The following is an 18,296-nucleotide window of genomic DNA, read 5'->3' as shown; positions in this document are numbered from 1 at the left end:
CACGCTTCTCCTGAACCATGATTTCTGGAAAAACCACCCTCATCGCCCACATCGGCTACCCGACTGAGACCTTCAAGTCGCCGATGATCTACAACCCCTGGTTCGAGCAACAAGGCATCGATGCCGTTGTGGTGCCCATGGGGGTCAAGGCGGAGGACTACGCGCAGAGCTTCGAATCGATCTGCCGTTTCACCAACCTGCGCGGTGCCCTCATCACCATGCCGCACAAGGTGACGACGGTGGATCTGGTCGATGAAGTCACGCCCGCCGTGCGTATTGCGGGCGCCTGCAATGCGGTCCTCAAGCGCGATGACGGCACGTTGCTGGGCGAGCAGTTCGACGGTGCCGGCTTCGTGCGCGGCGTGCAGCGCAAGGGACGCCAGCTCGAAGGCGCGCGTGTGCTGCTCTCGGGGGCCGGCGGTGTCGGCTCGGCGATTGCGGCGTCGTTGGCCGCTGCGGGGGTGGGCGAGCTGGCCCTGTATGACACCCGCGCAGAATCGGCCGAATCGCTGGGCCGACGTCTGCGCGAGCACTACCCCGCGCTGGTGGTGCGCACCGGTTCGAATGATCCGGACGGCTTCGATGTGGTCGTCAACGCCACGCCAGTCGGCATGAAGGAAGACGATCCACTGCCCTTCGACGTGGCCCGCATCGCGCCGAGCTGCTTTGTCGGCGAGGTCGTCATGAAATCCGAGTACACGCCGCTGCTGCGTGCGGCGCTCGACAAGGGTTGCGACGTCCAGGTCGGCACCGACATGCTGTTCGAGATGATTCCCGCGTATCTGGAGTTCTTCGGCTTCGGCACCGCCACCGCAGATGAACTGCGGCGCAGCGCCGCCATCGCCTACTGACCCGATGACGCGTCGCCCTCTGAGCTTTGCCCTGCTGCTGCCGCTATTGCTATCGGCGCAGCCCGTCGCGACCGACAGTTACCTCCCCGCCCTGCCAGCCATTGCGCAGACGCTGGGATCGGCCAGCACGAGCCTCACGGTCTTCGCGCTGGCCTTTGGCATGGGCAGCTGCCGATGGGAAGCCTGGCAGATCGGTTTGGCCGGCGTCAGGTGCTGCTGATCGGGCTCGCGTGCTATGCCATGGGTGCGCTGGCCGGCGCGCTGGCGACAACCGCCTCCATGTTGACCGCCGCACGCGCCGTACAAGGTTTCTCGATGGCCGCCATCCTGGTGTGCGCGCGCTGCCGTACGCGACCTGCACCCCGCACGCGATGGTCCGCACGTCATGGCGCGTGGTCTGACGGGGCTGGGCTTCGTGGCGTTGATGGCACCGATCATCGGCGCCTTTGTCGCGCAACACGCAGGTTGGCGCTGGGTACTGGCGGGCATGAGCTTCTATGCACTCGTGCTTTGGGCGATGTGCTGGTACGGCTTTGCCGAAACCCGGCAGGAGACACACACTCAGGCGGGCAGCGTGCGCGAGATCTTTGCCAGCGCGGATTTTCGCGTCTGGGGGCTGCTGGCGGCGACCACCTACGCCGGCATGTTCTGCTTCCTGCTGCTCTCGCCGATGGTCTATATCGCGTACCTCGGCCTGTCACCCGAGCTGTATGGCTGGATACCGGCCGGCGGCTCGCTCGTCTATATCCTCAGCACGACCGGCTGCCGGCGCCTGCTGCGTCGCCAGAGCCTTGTGCGGACGGTGCAGCAAGGCGCAACGCTCAGCCTGATCGGCGCCGGCATCCAGGGCTTGGGCTGCTGGCTGCTTCCCGGGCACGCGTGGCCGCTGCTGCTCGGGCACGCCGTCTATTGCATGGGTCACGGCATCCACCAGCCCTGCGGCCAGGCAGGCGCAGTGGGCGAGCTGCCACATCTTGCCGGGCGTGCCGTGTCATGGTCGGGTTTCATCATGATGCTGGCGGCCTTCTGCCTGGGGCAGACCGCCGCGTCCTTTGACGACGCATCGCACACCCTCGGTGCCTGGCCCATGGTGGTGCCGATGATGCTTGCCGGCACCGTGCTGGCGTCCATTGCGTTCCTTTGGCTGCCGAAGTTGAAGAGCCAGCCGAATCCACAAAGCGCTGCCGCATAGCGACTGCGAGATGCGCATTGCCACGCGCGTGGTACACAATGCGGTGTCTGCATTCTTTGCTTCAGCCACAGGAGTTTGACCATGAGCCGCAACGCCGACCTGCCATTCAAGACCGCCGGCTTGGAGTTCATCGAGTTCGCCACGCAAGCGCCGGCAGCGCTCGGCCAGGTGTTCGCATCGCTGGGCTTCAAGGCCATCGCGCGGCACGTCAGCAAGGACGTCACGCTGTATCGGCAAGGCGACATGAACTTCCTCGTCAACGCTGAGGCCGATTCCTTTGCGCACCGCTGGGCCGAGGAGTACGGCGTCGGCATCTGCGCCATCGGCATCCGCGTCGACGATGCCCAGCACGCCTACGACCGCGCCGTCGAACTGGGCGCATGGCCGGCCGAGGCCGAGCCGATCGGCCCGAGCGAACTGGTAATACCGGCCATCCAGGGCGTTGGCGATACGCACCTGTATTTTGTCGACCGCTGGCGCGGCAAGCACGGTACTCGGGGCGGCCTGGGCGACATCTCCATCTACGACATCGACTTCCGGCCGCTGGATGCCGCCACCGCGTATGAGGACTGGCACCACGCCGGCGTCGGCCTTGCCCGCGTCGACCACCTGACGCAAACCGTCGGCCCCGGCCGCCTGCAGGATTGGATCGACTTCTACCGCAATCAGCTCGGCTTCAGCGAAATCCACGAACTGCACGCCAACTGGCACGTCGCGGCAGATTCGCGCGTGATGGTGTCGTCGTGCGGCATGATCCGGATTCCGCTCTATGAAGAAGGCACGCACCGCGCGCACCTCATGCACGCCTACCTGCCCGACCACCCCGGCGAAGGTGTGCAGCACATTGCGCTGGCCACCGACGACATCCTGCGCACCGCCACCGCGCTTGCCGCCAACGGGCTCACCTTCGTCGAGCCACCCGCGCACTACTACGACACCGTCGACGCGCGACTGCCCGGCCATGGATTGGATCTGGACGCCTTGCGCCGATACGGCATCCTGGTCGACGGCGAAATCGTCGGCGGCGTGCCCAAACTGTTCCTGCAGACCTTCATCAAGCGCCATCCGGGCGAAATCTTCTTCGAGATCGTGCAGCGGCGCGGGCACCACGGATTCGGCGAGGGCAATCTGCCGGTGTTGACTGCGGCGGCCTGATCCCGGGGAAACGCCGCATACAAAAAGCCCGCCAAGTTTCGGCGGGCTTTTTTCGTACTCCGGGTGCTGCGATGCCGATCAATAACCAGCTGCCAGCCCCGTGTTGCGACGCGGATCATTCGCGCCATAGAAGCGGTTGTTGCCGACCGGCTTGCCGCCCAGCGACGGCGCACCGACGATGATCGCCGCCAGATGGTTGGCCGGCTGCGGCGCACCCAGGTTATGGCCCATCGACGTCAGGATCTTGCGCGTATCTTCGGACAGCGCATACGGCTCGACGTTGGTCACATCCGGCAGCCATTGCTGATGGAAGCGCGGCATGTCGACGGCTTCCTGCACGTTCATGCCGTAGTCGATGGCGTTGATCATGGTCAGCATGACGGCGGTAATGATGCGGCTGCCGCCCGGCGTACCCACCACCATGACGGGCTTGCCGTCCTTGGTGACGATGGTCGGGCTCATCGACGACAGCGGACGCTTGCCCGGGGCGATCGAGTTGGCTTCACCCTGCACCAGGCCGTACAGGTTCGGCACGCCGACCTTGGCAGTGAAGTCATCCATCTCGTCGTTCAGGATCACGCCCGTCTTGGCGGCCGTGACCTTTGCACCAAACCAGTCGTTAAGCGTGTACGTGACCGACACCGCGTTGCCGTACTTGTCGGCAATCGAGTAGTGCGTCGTGTTGCTGCCTTCATGCGGCTCGACGCCCGGCTTGATGTCCTTCGACACGCCCGCCTTCTTTGGGTCGATCACCGCGCGGATCTTGGCTGCGTAGTCCTTGCTCAGCAGACGGTCCAGCGGGTTCTTCACGAAGTCCGGATCGCCCAGGTAGCTGTTGCGATCCACATAGGCATGGCGCATGGCTTCGATCTGGTAATGCGTCGCCTGCGCGGAATGCCAGCCCAGGTCCTTGAGCGGATAGCCTTCCAGGATGTTCAGCATTTCGCAGATGATCACGCCGCCCGAACTCGGGGCGGTGCCGACACCACGTGATAGCCGCGGTAATCGCACTCCACCGGCGCCAGCTCGCGCGTCTTGTAGCTGACGAGGTCTTCTTGCGTGATCAGGCCACCACCGGCCTTGCTCGATGCAGCAATGGCCTGCCCGACCCAGCCCTTGTAGAAGCCGTCGGTGCCCTTGTTGCTGATCTCGCGCAGCGTCTTGGCCAGGTCGCGCTGGACGAGTTTCTCGCCCACCTGGAACGGCTGGCCCTTGTTCAGGAAGATCGCGCCGGATGCGGCGTCTTCCTGGAAGTCCTTGGTGGACGTATGCAGCATGTCGACGTCGCCCTGATCGAGGGTGAAACCCTTCTCGGCCAGCGCGATGGACGGCGCGATCAGTGCAGCGCGTTGCATGGTGCCGTACTTCTGGCGGGCGTATTCCATGCCCGACACGGTGCCCGGCACACCCACGGCCAGGTGGCCCTTGGTGGATGCGCCCTTGATGACGTTGCCGTCCTTGTCCAGGTACATGTTGGCGGTGGCAGCCTTCGGCGCGACTTCACGGAAGTCGAGGAAGGTCTTGCGGCCATCGGCCAGCTGGATGGTCATGAAACCGCCGCCACCGAGGTTGCCGGCAGCCGGATAGACCACGGCCAGGGCGTAGCCCACGGCCACGGCAGCGTCGACCGCGTTACCGCCGCGCTTGAGCACTTCCACGCCGACCTTGCTGGCCAGGTGCTGTGCCGAGACGACCATGCCGTTCTCTGCGGCCATGGGCGCGACGGACGCCGCGTGTGCGACGGTCGTGATGCTGATCGATGCGATTGCGGCGGTGATCCACCGCATGCCTGTTCTGGGATTCTGCATAGGAGCTCCTTTGGTACCTTCATGGACGCCGGTCGTGCCAGCGTACGTGTTATGGCGCGCGAACCTTATCAGGCGCTGCGCTGGGGCACTATAGCCTCATCCCCGTATTGACGCATCGCGCCGGCAGTGGGACGGCGCGTATCGCTAACCCAGTGGCACCTCGAGCCCGACCTTCACGCGGTTGAGCACCACGGCCGTGCGATACCACTTGATGTTGTCGTTGTCGTCGAACAGGCGACGCGCCAGGGCTTCGTACTCCGTCATCGTGGCCACGTTCAGGATCAGGACGAAATCGGCCTCGCCCGTTACGTAATAGCACTGCTGCACCTCGGGGCCGGAGAGCGCCTTCTTGAGCGCGGCCATGGCGGCGGTATTGGTGCGCTCGGCATGCACCTCAACGATCACGGTGATGGGTTTGCCGACCCGCTCAGGGTCCACCACCGCCACGTTGCCCACGATGACGCCCGCCTCCTCCATCCGCTTGATACGCCGCTGCACGGCTGCGGTCGATAGATTGACCTCCTCCCCGATCACACGCAGCGGCGTGGTGTAGCAGCGCTGCACCGCATTCAGGATGGCGATGTCGAAGGCGTCAAGTTCGAGCGATTTCTGAGGGGCCATGGCCAGGCTTGTGGCGAGAAATTTTTGCGTCTGGCTGGGCAGAATAGCGGAAATTGCTCTGCCGACGTGACATAGGATTTCGTCATCATTTCGTTCGCAGAGGCCATCCAATGCATTGGCAATCCCAGCTCGTCAGCCCGGAAATGCTCGCTCCTGGCGGCTTTCGTTCGTTGGTAACGCCCGTCTACCGCGGCTCAACCGTGCTGTTCGACAACGCAGCGCAGGTCGTGGACGATTGGCGCCATGCGCAGCACGGCTATACCTACGGCCTGTACGGCACGCCGACCGCCATCGAACTGGGCGCGCGGATCGCCCAACTGGAGCGCGCACGCCACAGCTTTATCGTCCCGGGCGGGCAGGCTGCCATCGCGCTCGTCTACCTGGCCTGCTGCGGCGCGGGCAGCCACGCGCTGGTGCCATTCAGCGCGTACGGGCCCAACCGAAGCATGGCCGACGGCCTGCTCAAACGCATGGGCATCGAAGTCGAAACCTATGATCCTCTCATCGGCGCCGGCATCGCGGGGCGCATCCGAGCGAACACCGCGCTGGTTTGGACCGAAAGCCCCGGCTCGGTCACGATGGAAATCCAGGACGTGCCGGCCATCGTGGCAGCGGCGCACGCGCGCGGCGTGCCGGTGGCGCTCGACAACACCTATGCGGCGGGCGTGTATTTCGATGCCTTCGCGCACGGCGTGGATATCAGCGTGCAAGCGCTGACAAAGTACGTGGGCGGCCACAGCGACCTGTTGCTCGGCTCCGTCTCGGTCAATTCGGAAGCGATGTTCGAGCGCGTGGGCAGCGCGTTTGCCGACCTCGGCATGGGCGCCTCGCCCGACGATTGCAGCCTGGCGCTGCGTGGCCTGCAAACGCTGGGGCTGCGGCTGGAGCGCCTGCAAGCCTCCACGCTGGCGGTGGCGCGCTGGCTCCATCTGCAGGATTGCATTGCCACCGTGCTGCATCCGGCGCTGCCGTCATGCCCGGGCCATGAACTCTGGAAGCGCGACTTTACCGGCGCAACGAGCGTGTTCTCGGTGGTGTTCCAGGAAAGCGTTTCTGCCGACCAAGTGAACGCGTTCATCGATGCGCTGCGCATGTTCCGGATCGGCATGAGCTGGGGCGGCACCAGCAGCCTCGTGATGCCCTATCCGGACTTGGCGCGGCCGAACCGCCACTACCGCGGCCGCCTGGTGCGGCTCAATGTGGGGTTGGAGGCACCGGAAGACCTGATTGCCGATCTGCGGCAAGCCATGGCCCGTGCAGGCATCCAGGAGCCGGTCGTGGCGTAACCGCCAGCACGTCAGTCAACCGCGGCAAACGGCGGCGCGCGCCGTTTCACCGTTTGCGCCTTGACGATGGCGGTATTGGTTTCGGCGTGATACGCCACGCGATCGAGAATCTCATCGAGCTGATCGATCGAGCGCACATACAGGCGGGCGATGAAGCAATCCTCGCCGGTGACCTTGTCGCATTCGCCAATCTCCGGAATCTCTTCGATCAGCTGCTGCACGATATGCAGCTTGCCCGGCATGGGCCGCACGCGCACGATGGCCTGCAGCGTGTAGCCCAGCGCAGTCGGGTCGATGTCGACGGTGTAATTGCGGATCACGCCGCGTTCTTCCAGCCGGCGCAGGCGCTCCGACACGCTCGGGGACGACAGCCCCACCTGCTCGGCCAGCTGCTTGAGCGAGATGCGGGAATCGGTCAACAGGACGTCAAGAATGCGCTTGTCCAGGGCGTCAATCGCGTTCATTTTCTCTTCCGCAATCGGTTGAGGCGTTTCGCCTTATTTCATGAAAAACAACGTGAATTTTGCCTTAGAAAAGCAATGGAAGTCGCCCTATTCGCATGCGATCCTTCTTGCATCCAACGCACAAGGTGGTTCGCATGAACAATAAGGCGCGCGGCACGGTCGAGATGACCTCCGCCATGATCATTTCCGGGACGATCGGCTGGTTCGTCGTCCGCTCCGGCCAGCCCGTGGCCGACGTTGTGTTCTGGCGCTGCGTGTTCGGGGCGCTGACGCTGCTGGTGGTATGCGCAGGGCTGGGGCTGCTGCGCGGCGCGATCACGTGGCGGCGCGCCGGCATTGCCGCGCTGGGCGGCGTGGCCATCGTCATCAACTGGCTGCTGTTGTTTGCGGCGTATCCGCGCGCGTCCATCTCGATTGCCACGGCGGTGTACAACACGCAGCCTTTCATGCTCGTCGGGCTGGGCGCGCTGTTTCTGTCGGAAAAGCTGACGGCAGCCAAGCTCACCTGGCTGTCCATCGCCTTCATCGGCGTGGTGCTGATCGTGCAGGTGGGACCGGCCGCCAGCGCTGGGACGGATTACCTGACGGGCATTGCGATGGCGCTGGGCGCGGCGTTTGCCTACGCGGTGGCCGCGCTGCTGATCAAGAAGCTGGCCGGAACGCCGCCGCATCTGATCGCGCTCATCCAGGTGTGCGTCGGCGTGCTGATGCTGGCGCCGCTGGCCAACCTGTCGCATCCGCCAGCCGATGCCCATGCGTGGGTGATGCTGGTCACCGTGGGCGTCGTGCATACGGGGTTGATGTACATCCTGCTCTATGGCGCCATCCAGCGGCTGCCGACGCATCTGACGGGGTCGCTGTCGTTCATTTATCCGATCGTTGCGATCGCCGTGGACATGGTTGCGTTCGGACATCGATTGCAACTGGCGCAAGTCTTGGGCGCGGCGGCGATCCTGCTGGCGGCGGCCGGTATGAATCTGGGGTGGTCGCCATATCGGTGGCTGCGGTCGCAGAGCGAATCCGCCGTCTCCAAATAACGCAATACGCGCAATAGGCCGCCCCACCGGCAACACGAATGGGCGGCCCAACTGCTGTTATTCTTGTGCGTTTTCCGCTGGCGCCCGGCGCGCCCTGCCTCTCTCCCCTTTGGCAGCCGGCGGACAGAAACCCCGAAGATACGCACAAGATGAAGGAAGGTCACCCGCCGGCGCCGGGTCGCGACACCGCGATCGCCTGGATCCTGGAACAAATGCAGATGTACGGCCTGTCTGTCGAAGACCTGCAGGCGCATGGCTGCTTTGACACGCCACCGCCGCCCGCACCGCCCGCACCCGTTGGCCCCGTCTACATGAGCGCCGACGGCCAACACTGGGACGGCTCGGGCGACATGCCGGACTGGCTGCAACGCGCCGTCAACGCCGGACAGAGCATCGAGCATTTCCGCGTGGGCTGACGCGCAGACAGCGCAGGTACGCCGGTTGCGTGGTTGTTGGCGTAAGCGCTGCCGGTTTGCTGATCTGCGAGTTGTTCCACTCCATTGCCGGCCGGCGCTCCAACCCAACGGAGGACGTCATCATGCCGGAACGCAAGACCGTAGAACGTGCGCGCGCCGACAAGCGCCACGGCAAGGCCGCCTCAACGCAGGCAGGCAACTTCGTGAAGGAAGAGATGGATCACATCCGCGAAGGCAAGCACGGTGCGAAAAACACCAAGCAGGCCATTGCGATCGGACTGTCCAAGGCGCGCCGCTCTGGCGTTGCCGTCAAGCCGCCGGGGGAAGGCAAGGCGTCGGCCGCCACCCGCAAGAAGGCAGAACACGACGTCAAGGCCGGGAGCAAGACCGGCGGCAAGAAAAGCAGCCACGCCAGCGCGAGCAAGGAATCCACGGCCAAACGCAGCAAGACCACGACACGCACGCTGAAGAAGGAAGGCCATTCGGCGGCGTCCAAGTCGGCGCTGTCCAAACAGGCGCACAGCGCAGCTTCGAAGCGGTCGAGCAGCGAGCGCTCGGCGGCGGCCAAGAAGGGCGCCGCCACCAAGGGCGCGGCCGGCCGATCCGCTGCCGCCAAGAAGGCAGCCCGCACCCGCGCTGCGCACGCCAAGTAAATCTTTCCTGCTCGACCTGAAGGCGGCCCCGTCCGGGTCGCCTTTTTTGTTGCCGATTTACCTGTCTCCAAAAAACTCGAAAAATTTCTGTTCTCCGTGGGGAACGTTGCCATGCGCCGACGAAGGTGCACGGAACACCTCTGCGCGATGCCGCAGTGAACCGTACGGCGAGGGATTTCGCCCTGCCAGCCGTTCAACGACACCTGTTCAATCAAGGAGAACACATGAAACAACACGCCATGATCGCCGCCGCCCTGGGTAGCCTGCTCGCACTCGGCGCACTGTCGACGCCGGTGCAGGCCGCCGACGCTGCCGGCAAGGAAAAGTGCTACGGCGTGGCCAAGGCCGGCCAGAACGATTGCGCCAGCCCCGGCAGCGCCCACGCCTGCGCAGGCCAGTCGAAGATCGACAAAGACCCGATGTCGTGGAAGTACGTGCCGGCCGGCACCTGCGCGCAGATGGGCGGCACGATGCAGGCTCCGTCGAAGTAACGCGCGACGCCGGGTGACCGCCATGCAGACCGCTCTGCCAACCTGCGCCGGCGCAGGCCTGCGCGCACCGCACTTTCCCGCCCTGCTGCACGGGGAAGCGCGCTTCCCGTGGGCGGAAGTGCACAGCGAGAACTATCTGTATGGCGGCCCCGCACGTGCAGCGCTGCTGGCCGCGCGAGAGCGCCAGCCGGTGAGCCTGCACGGCGTGGGCATGGGGCTCGGCAACGCAGATGGGCTGGACGTCGAACACGTTCGCGCCATCGCTGCGCTGGCGGACGCCGTTGCGCCTGCCGCGATTTCCGAGCACCTGTGCTTCAACCGCAGCGGCGCACAGGTCGTCAACGATCTGCTGCCGCTGCCCTATTCAAGCGAATCGCTCGGCATCGTCTGCGCCAACGTCATGCGCGCACAGGACATCCTCAAGCGGCCGCTGCTGATCGAGAACATCGCTGCATACATCGACTGCCGCACGCTGGTCGATGCCGACGACGTCTCCGAAGGTGCATTCCTGACCGCCCTCGCCCGGCGCACGGGCTGCGGCATCTTGCTGGACCTGAACAATCTGTACGTCAACAGCGTCAACCACGGCGTGACCGTCGAATCGGTGCTCGCCGACATCGACCCAACGCTGGTCGGCGAGATTCACCTGGCCGGCTTCAGCGTGGAAGACGGCATGCTGATCGACACGCACAGCGCGCCCGTCCATGCGCCCGTCTGGGCGTTGTACGACGCGTGGATTGCCAAGCACGGCCCGCGCCCGACCCTGATCGAATGGGACGCTGAACTGCCGCCCGTGCAGGTGTTGCTGGACGAAGCGGCACGCGCCCAGGCGGTACTCAATCGCCACGCCCACGTCATGCGGGAGCCGCGCCATGCGACTGCGTGACTGGGAAGCGGACCTCGTCGGCGCACTGACGCATTCTGTAAGCGACGCTGAAACGCGCGGCATCGCCATCTACCGCAACGCGCGTCTGGCCATTCTGCGCAACGCATTGGCGGGGGCCTACCCCGTCTGCCGCGCGCTCGTCGGCGACGACTGCTTTGATGCGCTCGCGCGCGACACGCTGACCGCGCAGGCATCTACGTCCCCGAATTTGCATCGCTACGGGAATGCGTTGCCGGACGTCATTGCGCAATCGCCATTGGCGCAGAGCGTGCCCTATCTGGCCGATGTGGCGCGACTGGAATGGTGCGTGCATTGGGCGCATTACGCCCCGGACGCACACGTTGAAGCCCCTGACGCCACGCTGCTCGCGCAGCCTGCAGACACCATCTGCGCAAGCCTGGCCAACGGTGCGCAGTGGGTGGCGTCGCGGTGGCCGGTCGTGTCGATCTGGCGCGCGCACCAGGCTGACGCAACCATCGCGCTCAATGAAATCAATCTTGGGGTGGGAGAAGCCGCGGCGATTGCCGTGCGCGGGCATCGCGTTGCCGTGCTCGATCTTGATCCTGCGACCGCCACGTTCCTCGCCGCTTGCGAAGCCGAGACTTCGCTTCAAGCGGCGCTCGAAACCACGTTAGCCGAGCGGCCGGATTTTGATCTGACTGCATGCCTGTCCGGCCTCTATCGCTCGGGGCTGCTCGCACTGTCTGCCTGCCCAACAACCTCGTCTACTGGAGACACGCCATGAACACCCTCACCACGACATTTGCCCCGCTTACGCGCCTGCGCGCGTCGTTCGATCGGCTTGCCGGTCCGCAAAGCACGCTGTGTTCGGTCATCCTGTTGATCGCCCGGGCGTATCTCTTTTACGTGTTCTTCCGCTCCGGCCTGACCAAGCTGCACGACTGGGACACGACGGTGCTGCTCTTCACCGAGGAATACAAGGTGCCGCTGTTGCCGCCCGCACTGGCAGCAGCGCTCGGCACGTTCGGCGAACTGGTTTTCCCTTCTCTGATGCTGGCCGGCATCGTGCCGAGGCTGGCGGCTGTGGGACTGTTCTTCGTCAACATGGTGGCGGCGATGTCGTACTGGGCCAATCTATCGGCATCGGCCATCGAATTTCATTTTGTGGGGCGTGCTGATTGCGCTCGTGGCAACGGTGGGACCGGGTTGGCTAGCGGCGCAGACGCTCTGGCAGCGCCGCACGCGTTAAGCAGATTGGGTGGGCGGCGGGCTTATGATGTCGGCTTGTCGCCCTCTCTTCAGGAGCATCGATGCGCTTCCCTCAGTTCTCCGTCGCAGCCTCGGCCGGTGTATTGGCCGCAATTGGCGCCGCAGCATTGCTTACGGCTTGCGCGTGGGGCGATAGCCCGAACAGCACCGGCGCACGCATGCTCGACGATTCGCTGCTGTCGTACCAGGTCAAGGCGGCGCTGGATCAGGACACCGCGCTCAGCACACGCCAGATCCGCATCCGCTCCAGCCCCGACGGCAAGGTGACGCTGACAGGCTGGGTCGATACGCCCGAGATGGCCCGGCGCGCCGGCGACGACGTCAAACGCTTTGTTGACGCGGCCAAGCTCGACAACCAGCTGCGCGTGCTGTCGCGCATGCAGGTGCTGGGCGGCGGCCCGTACATCCCGGCCGGCTTGCCGCCCGAGGCACCCGCCAGCGCCCCCGCCGCGCGCTAAACCGCGCACGCGGTTACGCTGCCCGCGCGCCTGCTCGCCCGGGCACGCGGCCCACGGGCAGCGATTGCAGCAGCCCGAAGCCAACCTCCGCGATCAGGAACGGCACCACCAGCAGCGTAGCGCCCGATGCCAGTGCGTATGCCTGCCACGTCGCAAACAGCCAGCGCGCCACGGCGTCGTACCGGCCGAGCGCCACACTCGTCTGTCGGAGACGCAGCACCGACCACACGCACACCACCGATCCCATCAGATTGGCCATCAGCAAATGCGTCGGCTCAAAAGCCGGCAAGCTGCCGATGCCCAGCGCATGCGCCAATGCGCTGAGCGCCTGATGCAACAGCGCGAACGTCCACGGCGTGGCAAACGGCGCGGTCACGATCAGGTCATACCAGGCGCTGGCCCGCACGATACGCAGGAAGGTCGATTCGGAAACCATGGGGAAACTCCAGAGGTGAAGTGAAGGAGCCGCCACGGTAAAGCCTGGTGTACGCTCAAGGTCAAGCCTTCGGCGTTCCCAGCCCTCCAAACCACCATGCCTGCCCTTCCCGCTTCCAATTCCGCTTCCAATGCGCGCACCGGCGATCTTTCCATCGGCGACCTGGCCGCCGCCACCGGCGTCTCGCGGGATGGCCTGCGCTTTTACGAGGCACGCGGCCTCATCCGCGCGCGGCGCCGGAGCAACGGGTACCGTGCGTACCCGCCCGAAACTGTGGAACTGGTGCAATACGTGCGCACCGCGCAGCAATTGGGCTTCACGCTGGCAGAGATTGGCGAAGGGATGGCGCAGGTGTGGCAGCAACCCGACATCGACGCCGCCGTTACGGCATTGCTGCGGGAGAAACTTGCCGCCATCGATGTCCGCATCGCCAGCTTGCAGGCCACGCGCGATGCACTGGCTGCCCGCGTCGGCATGCCATGCCCCCTTGCGCCAGCCTGAGACGCCCGCCATGTCTTGTCATACAACTGTCGCAGACTGCCGCCGCTGGGCGCGTTTTTGCGCGTTTTTCTAACACCCTGACGGCTTGCCGAGTCGTGAAAGGCGCTTGAAAGATCGCGTCGGTAAAAACGCTCCCGTCTCAAGGGGAGTCTGCTGCAGTGAAACATCGGGGTGCGTTCCATCCACGGGTAAGGGCCGTGCTGTGCGCGGTGGCCTGCCTGCCATTTGCCGCTGCCTGGGCAGCCACGCCGGCATCGGCCCCGGCTGTGGCGAGCATGCCGGTCGCGACCATGCCGCCGATCAAGCCTTCCGTGCCAGGCGTGACGGGCGCCGGCTTCAACCTGGTCGAACTGTTGCAGGAGCTGAAAGGCAATAACCCGCAGCTGATCCAGGCACGCCATAACTACCTCTCGGCCAAGTCGATACCGCCGCAGCTTGCGTCGCCCAACAACCCGCAGCTCGGCTACATCTGGAACAGCATCCCCAAGGGATTCCCGCTGGCGGTCAACCGCGCAGGCGGCAGCCAGTACAACCTGACGCAGCAGATCCCGTTTCCGGGCAAGAAAGCGCTGGCGGCCGAGATTGCCGATCGCCAGGCGGAATCGCTGAACGCGCAAAACGACGCGCTGTACCTGCAGCTCTACGCGCAGCTTTCCACCACGTACTACCAGGCGATCGCGCTGCAGAAACAGATCGACGTACAGAAGCTGACCATCACGCGCCTGGAACAGGTCAAGCAGATCACGCGTGTGCGCTACGCCAACAACGCCGCCGCCTACGCCGACTTCCTCAACGCGCAGGTCATGCAGAGCAGCGCGCAGAACGACCTGTTTGCCGCACAACGCCAGTACGACACCACGCTGCAGACACTGAACACGCTCATCGGCAAGGAGCCGAGCTTCCCGCTCGTGCTGCGCGCTGACGACGAGTCCGTGCATCTGCCGGAGGAACTGCCCGAGCTGGAAAACCAGGCGCTGCGCGAGCACCCGTCGATCAAGGCATCGGCCGAGCTGATGGACGCCGCGCGCAAGAGCGTGACGCTGGCGCGCAAGGCGTACCTGCCCGATTTCCAGGTCATCGCCACCGTCACCACCGACAACCCGCCATATGGCGTGCGCCCGAACAGCTACCAGATCGAGCTGGACGTGATCATTCCGTTCTGGTTCCTGACCAAGGAAAAGTACGGCGTGAACCAGGCGGTGGAAAGCCAGATTGCCACCGAGGCGAATGACGTGTCGGTGCGCCAGCAGACGTTATTGGCGGTCGATACCGCCTACAACACGCTGCGCCAGACGCTTGCGCAGCTCGACTTCAACAAGCAGCGGCAATTGCCGCAGGCGCTGGCGGCGTATCGCGTCACGATGACCAACTACGCCAGCAACAACGCCGATTTCAACGACCTGCTCACGGCACAGGGCGCGCTCAAGAACGCCGAACTGTCGGTCGCGCAGGCACAGGCCACGGCCTTGCAGGCCTATCACGCGCTGCTCGCGGCCACCGGCCGCTCGCCGGTTCAAGCTCAATAACATCATGAAGAAGTTCTCTCCCGTTGTTGCAGTCATCGCCTTGGCCGCAGCACTGGCTGCGGGCGTGGTCGTCGGACGCAAGTGGCCTGCCGCCGTGCCGGCCGAGACCGCGAAACCTGCGGCAAGTCCGGCCTCTGCGCCGGCTGCCGCGTCGCGTCCGAAACCCGACGCCGTTGAAATTCCGGCCGGCGGCTTCGACCCGCAGCAGGTGAAGGTCGCACAGGTCGGCCAGCAAGCGGTGCCGGTGGAGCTGTCCACGCCGGGCAAGCTCGCCTACAACGCCGAGCGCACCAAGCTGGCCTCGGCGCGCGTGGCCGGGCGGCTGGACCAGATCCTCCTGTTCGAAGGTGCGCAGGTGCGCGAGGGCCAGCCGATTGCCCAGCTGTACGCACCGGATTTCATCTCCGCGCAGAAGGAATACCTGCTGGCGCTGAATACTGCCCGCCAGCTCAAGGGTTCCAACATGAAGGATCTGCAGGACGATGCCGACGCCACGGTGCAGTCCGCCGCGGGCCGCCTGCACGTGCTGGGCATGTCCGATGCCGATGTCGCGCAGATTGCCAAGCGCGGCACCCCCGCTGAACACCTGACGCTGCGCGCGCCCATCTCGGGCACGATCGTCAAGCGCAACATGGATCCGGGCGCCTTCCTGAACGTGGGCGATTCGTTCATGAGCATCGTCGATACGCGTGCTGTGGTTCACCGGCAATGTGTATGAAAACGACATTGCCAGCGTGCGCATCGGCCAGCCGATCTCGCTGCACACATCGGCGTATCCGGACCGCGAGTTCACGGGCCGCGTGAGCTTTATCGCCCCGAACATCGACCCGGCCACGCACACGTTGACGGTGCGCTGCGACGTGCCGAATCCCGACGGCCTGCTGCGCCCCGAGATGTACGCCACGGCGCGCATCCAGACCGGAAGCGGCCAGGCCACGGTGGTGCCGAAGTCCGCCCTGGTGAAAGACCACGGCAGTTACTACGTGATCGTGCAGAGCGATGCCACGCACTTCAAGCGCGTGGAAGTGCACGGCAAGGACACCGGCACCGACGGCAACTTCGCCGTGACAGCCGGGCTTGAAGCTTCGTCGCAAGTGGTGGTGCGCGGCGCCGCGCTGCTCAACGAGATGATCGTCAAGGCAGGAGCGTAGGCATGGGCTTCAACCCCATCGCGGGCATCCTCAAGCGCCGGCTGCTGATCGTCTTCCTGGCGATCGCGCTGCTGGTGGCCGGCGTGCTGTCCTTCCGCGAACTGCCGCTGCAGGCGTATCCGGGCGTGGCGCCGCTGTCGGTGCAGGCCATCACGCAATGGCCGGGCCGCAGCACAACCGAAGTCGAACAGCAGATCACCATCCCGATCGAAAACGCGCTGGCCGGCGTGCCCGACGTGCAGTCGTTCCGCTCGGTATCGCTGTTCGGCCTGTCGGTCGTGACGCTCAAGTTCAAGGAAGGCACCGACAGCTTCAAGGCGCGGCAGAACTTCGCGCAATACGTGGCCGCAGCCAACCTGCCGCCTGGCGTGCAGCCGTCGCTGAGCCCCGACTCGGACGCCACGGGCGAGATCATGCGCTTTCGCCTCGTTGGCGACGGCGTGGACCTCACCACGCTCAAGAGCTACCAGGACTACGACATCACCAAAGAGCTGAAGCATGTGCAGGGCGTGGCCGATGTCAGCTCCTTCGGCGGCAAGGTGAAGGAGTACCACATCGTGCCGTCGCCGGCGAAGCTGCAGTCGTACGGCATCACGCTGTCGCAGCTCATCACGGCCATCGGCAACGCCAACAACAACACCGGCGGCAACCTGCTGCGCGACGGCGAGCAGCAGTTCGTCGTGCGCGGCGTCGGCCTGCTGCAGACGGTGGACGACATCCGCAACGTGGTTGTGGCCGCCAACAACGGCGTGCCGGTGCGCGTGCGCGATATTGCCGAGGTGGAAGTCGGCAACGTGCAGCGCCTTGGCCAAGTGCAATACAACGACCAGCCCGACGTGGTCGAAGGCATTGTGCTGCTCAAGCGCGACGCCAACGCAAGCGAGGTGCTCGCCAAGGTGCGCGAGAAGGTGGCGGAGCTGAACAACGGCATTCTGCCCAAGAGCGTTCAGATCAAGCCGTTCTATGACCGCCAGGTGTTGCTCGACATCACCATGGGCACGGTCGAACACACGCTGGTGGTGGGCATCTCCCTCGTGCTAGCGGTGTTGTTCGTCTTCCTGGGCAACTTCCGGGCGGCGGCCGTGGTGGCGGCGGTGATTCCGCTGGCGCTGTGCGTGTCGTTCATCAGCATGGAGCACTTCCATGTGCCGGCCAACTTGATTTCGCTCGGGGCGATCGACTTTGGGGTGATTGTCGATGCGGCCGTGATCGTGATGGAAAACATCATGCGGCACCTGGAAGAAGGTGCCGAGAAGCTGGATGACGCCATCGTCAAGGCGACCAGCGAAGTGCAGCGCGCGATGATCTTTTCCACCGGCATCATCATCGTGGCGTACTCGCCGCTGTTCTTCATCGGCGGTGTGGAGGGCATCATCTTCAAGCCAATGGCGTTCACGATGGGCTTTGCGCTGATGGCGTCGATCGTGCTGAGCCTGACGTTCGTGCCGGCTACCACGTCGTTCGTGTTCGGCAAGACGCTGCATCCGCATTCGCCGGCGTTCATCACGGCGATCCTGCGCTGGTACAAGCCCCTGCTGCGCAAGCTGATCGCGCGGCCGATGGCCGTCTTTGCCACGGCCATCACGGCACTGTTGCTGACGCTGTACAGCGCCACGTTCCTCGGCACGGAGTTCCTCCCCACGCTCGAAGAAAACAACCTGTGGCTACGCATCACGCTGCCCAATACGGTCGACCTCGATTACTCGGCGTCCGTCGCGAGCGACCTGCGCGCGTACTTCGTCAAGCAGCCGGAAATCAAGCAGGTTTCGGTGCAGATCGGCCGCCCGGACGACGGCACCGACTCCACGGGCGTGTTCAACCAGGAATACGGCCTGTATTTCGCACCGCCCGACCAATGGCCTGCCGGCATGACGAAGGAGCAACTCGTCGAACGGCTATCCAAGCATCTGGAGAAGATCCCGGGCATCGAATACAACTTCTCGCAGTACATCCAGGACAACGTGGATGAAGCGCTGTCAGGCGTGAAGGGCGAAAACTCGGTCAAGCTGTTCGGCAACGACCTCAACGTGCTCGAAGCCAAGGCCAACGACATCCAGGCGCAGCTCAAGAAGGTGCCGGGGCTGGTGGACGTGGGCATCTTCCGCGAGTTGGGTCAACCGACGCTGAACGTTGC

The 18,296-nt window shown here is 64.8% G+C and carries 16 protein-coding genes and 4 pseudogenes; 16 read left to right on the top strand and 4 right to left on the bottom strand.

All coding sequences use genetic code 11. From position 1 onward, the window contains the following. Positions 1 to 17: 17 nt before the first annotated feature. The 3 genes and pseudogenes from OWR21_RS08825 (at position 18) to OWR21_RS08815 (ending at position 3,198) form a co-directional block, all read left to right on the top strand. On the top strand, positions 18 to 851 hold the full coding sequence (locus tag OWR21_RS08825) for a shikimate dehydrogenase family protein (protein ID WP_332395021.1): 834 nt from the start codon (positions 18 to 20) through the stop codon (positions 849 to 851). Between the two features lie 4 nt (positions 852 to 855). Next, a pseudogene (locus tag OWR21_RS08820) lies at positions 856 to 2,043 on the top strand (MFS transporter). Between the two features lie 81 nt (positions 2,044 to 2,124). Further along, a complete protein-coding gene (locus OWR21_RS08815; protein ID WP_316898084.1) occupies positions 2,125 to 3,198 on the top strand; it encodes a 4-hydroxyphenylpyruvate dioxygenase family protein in 1,074 nt (357 codons plus the stop codon). A gap of 78 nt (positions 3,199 to 3,276) precedes the next feature. Here OWR21_RS08815 and ggt read toward each other — a convergent pair. Continuing rightward, a pseudogene (gene ggt / locus OWR21_RS08810) lies at positions 3,277 to 5,006 on the bottom strand (gamma-glutamyltransferase). A 144-nt stretch (positions 5,007 to 5,150) separates the two neighbouring features. Further along, positions 5,151 to 5,627, bottom strand: coding sequence for an Lrp/AsnC family transcriptional regulator (locus OWR21_RS08805; RefSeq protein WP_316876341.1), 477 nt, complete (start codon positions 5,625 to 5,627; stop codon positions 5,151 to 5,153). A gap of 110 nt (positions 5,628 to 5,737) precedes the next feature. Here OWR21_RS08805 and OWR21_RS08800 point away from each other — a divergent pair, with 110 nt between their 5' ends. Beyond that, positions 5,738 to 6,913, top strand: a complete 1,176-nt coding sequence (locus tag OWR21_RS08800) for a cystathionine beta-lyase (protein WP_332395020.1) — start codon at positions 5,738 to 5,740, stop codon at positions 6,911 to 6,913. A gap of 11 nt (positions 6,914 to 6,924) precedes the next feature. Here OWR21_RS08800 and OWR21_RS08795 read toward each other — a convergent pair whose 3' ends face one another. After that, positions 6,925 to 7,377 (bottom strand): Lrp/AsnC family transcriptional regulator, encoded by a 453-nt coding sequence (locus OWR21_RS08795; protein ID WP_147217465.1) that lies wholly within the window; start codon positions 7,375 to 7,377, stop codon positions 6,925 to 6,927. Positions 7,378 to 7,511: 134 nt separating this feature from the next. On the opposite strand from OWR21_RS08795, the gene OWR21_RS08790 reads away from it, so the two are divergent. From OWR21_RS08790 to OWR21_RS08755, 8 genes and pseudogenes are all read left to right on the top strand, one after another. Continuing rightward, complete coding sequence (locus OWR21_RS08790) at positions 7,512 to 8,414, top strand: DMT family transporter (protein WP_316876344.1); 903 nt, start codon at positions 7,512 to 7,514, stop codon at positions 8,412 to 8,414. 149 nt (positions 8,415 to 8,563) lie between these two features. After that, positions 8,564 to 8,830 carry an H-NS family nucleoid-associated regulatory protein gene (locus OWR21_RS08785; RefSeq protein ID WP_332395019.1) on the top strand — a complete coding sequence of 89 codons (267 nt, stop codon included), beginning with the start codon at positions 8,564 to 8,566 and terminating at the stop codon, positions 8,828 to 8,830. Positions 8,831 to 8,952: 122 nt separating this feature from the next. After that, complete coding sequence (locus tag OWR21_RS08780; RefSeq protein ID WP_332395018.1) at positions 8,953 to 9,483, top strand: DNA-binding protein; 531 nt, start codon at positions 8,953 to 8,955, stop codon at positions 9,481 to 9,483. Positions 9,484 to 9,707: 224 nt separating this feature from the next. After that, the gene (locus tag OWR21_RS08775) at positions 9,708 to 9,974 is read left to right on the top strand and encodes a BufA1 family periplasmic bufferin-type metallophore (protein ID WP_063394404.1); all 267 of its coding nucleotides are present in this window, start codon (positions 9,708 to 9,710) and stop codon (positions 9,972 to 9,974) included. Between the two features lie 22 nt (positions 9,975 to 9,996). Further along, positions 9,997 to 10,860 (top strand): MNIO family bufferin maturase, encoded by an 864-nt coding sequence (gene bufB / locus OWR21_RS08770; protein WP_332395017.1) that lies wholly within the window; start codon positions 9,997 to 9,999, stop codon positions 10,858 to 10,860. Next, positions 10,847 to 11,605, top strand: coding sequence for a DNA-binding domain-containing protein (locus OWR21_RS08765; RefSeq protein ID WP_332395016.1), 759 nt, complete (start codon positions 10,847 to 10,849; stop codon positions 11,603 to 11,605). The genes bufB and OWR21_RS08765 overlap by 14 nt, the downstream gene beginning before the upstream one ends. After that, positions 11,602 to 12,070, top strand: a pseudogene (locus OWR21_RS08760) (DoxX family protein). The gene OWR21_RS08765 and the pseudogene OWR21_RS08760 overlap by 4 nt, the downstream one beginning before the upstream one ends. Positions 12,071 to 12,131: 61 nt before the next feature. After that, complete coding sequence (locus OWR21_RS08755; protein ID WP_332395015.1) at positions 12,132 to 12,548, top strand: BON domain-containing protein; 417 nt, start codon at positions 12,132 to 12,134, stop codon at positions 12,546 to 12,548. Between the two features lie 13 nt (positions 12,549 to 12,561). Here OWR21_RS08755 and OWR21_RS08750 read toward each other — a convergent pair whose 3' ends face one another. Next, complete coding sequence (locus OWR21_RS08750) at positions 12,562 to 12,984, bottom strand: hypothetical protein (RefSeq protein ID WP_332395014.1); 423 nt, start codon at positions 12,982 to 12,984, stop codon at positions 12,562 to 12,564. A 96-nt stretch (positions 12,985 to 13,080) separates the two neighbouring features. On the opposite strand from OWR21_RS08750, the gene OWR21_RS08745 reads away from it, so the two are divergent. The 4 genes and pseudogenes from OWR21_RS08745 to OWR21_RS08725 form a co-directional block, all read left to right on the top strand. Next, entirely contained in the window at positions 13,081 to 13,485 is a 405-nt protein-coding gene (locus OWR21_RS08745) for a MerR family transcriptional regulator (RefSeq protein ID WP_316876352.1), read from the top strand. Between the two features lie 158 nt (positions 13,486 to 13,643). Further along, positions 13,644 to 15,011 carry a TolC family protein gene (locus OWR21_RS08740; protein ID WP_332395013.1) on the top strand — a complete coding sequence of 456 codons (1,368 nt, stop codon included), beginning with the start codon at positions 13,644 to 13,646 and terminating at the stop codon, positions 15,009 to 15,011. Between the two features lie 4 nt (positions 15,012 to 15,015). Further along, positions 15,016 to 16,162: pseudogene (locus tag OWR21_RS12605) on the top strand (efflux RND transporter periplasmic adaptor subunit). A gap of 2 nt (positions 16,163 to 16,164) precedes the next feature. Then, on the top strand, positions 16,165 to 18,296 hold a 2,132-nt coding region (locus OWR21_RS08725), incomplete at its 3' end, for an efflux RND transporter permease subunit (protein ID WP_332395010.1).

The sequence above is a fragment of the Ralstonia sp. 1B3 genome, assembly GCF_036631435.1.
Note: the sequence above shows the minus strand (reverse complement) of the source record. Positions and strands in the feature narration are given on the sequence as shown.